Below are 789 nucleotides of genomic sequence, written 5' to 3' on the forward strand. Positions count from 1 at the left end.
AATCAGCACCACCGGCTTAGCCGGTGGTTTGCTCTGCCCTATAAGGGCTTGTTACCGGCACTGAGGTCTAAAGACCTATCGAATAGTTCGCCAGCCGCAACATCATTTACCTAGTGAGCCCTTGGGGGCTCTTTCTATTTCTTTTGCTTTACTGGCTCACCCGTGAACGGGTCAATATACTCCTTCAGTGTCATTTGGTCATATTCTAAATCTTCTTTTAACTGATTCTGAATATACTCTTGTATCTTTTTTGCATTCTTCCCCACACCATCTACATAATATCCTCTACACCAAAAATGGCGATTCCCATATTTATATTTCAGATTTGCATGTCTCTCAAAAATCATAAGTGTACTCTTTCCTTTCAAGTATCCTACAAACGAAGAAACACTGATGCTTGGTGGAATTTCCACTAACATATGCACATGATCTGAACACATTTCTGCTTCGACTATTTTTACTCCTTTTCTCTTGCATAATGTGCTAAGTATATTTGCAATATCTCTTTTGAGTTGCCCGTAAATTACTTTACGTCTGAATTTTGGCGCAAAAACAATATGGTACTTACAATTCCATTTCGTATGTGATAAACTATTTGTATCCATATGGATAACCTCCTTTGTACATTCATGCGGTTGGCGAACCAGCATTATTGTATCACGGGAGGTTTTATACTGTAAGCTAAAGCAACTTTCACCACCCGCATAGCAGGTGGTTTTTTTATTTTGAACATTCCATTTTTCGGAACACGAAAAACTCCATGTTCAAAACAGGGCCTTGCCCTAACAA

1 protein-coding gene is annotated in these 789 nt (G+C 39.2%); it reads right to left on the reverse strand.

All coding sequences use genetic code 11. From position 1 onward, the window contains the following. Window positions 1–134: 134 nt before the first annotated feature. Window positions 135–605, reverse strand: coding sequence for an IS200/IS605 family transposase (tnpA, locus tag CLOSYM_RS20240; protein ID WP_044903019.1), 471 nt, complete (start codon window positions 603–605; stop codon window positions 135–137). Between the last annotated feature and the right edge of the window lie 184 nt (window positions 606–789).

The sequence above is a fragment of the [Clostridium] symbiosum ATCC 14940 genome, from assembly GCF_000466485.1.
GTDB classification, from domain to species: domain Bacteria; phylum Bacillota; class Clostridia; order Lachnospirales; family Lachnospiraceae; genus Otoolea; species Otoolea symbiosa.

Coding starts and splice junctions, on each gene's coding strand:
- tnpA (WP_044903019.1), bottom strand. CDS start 605: ATGGATACAAATAGTTTATCACATACGAAATGGAATTGTAAGTACCAT.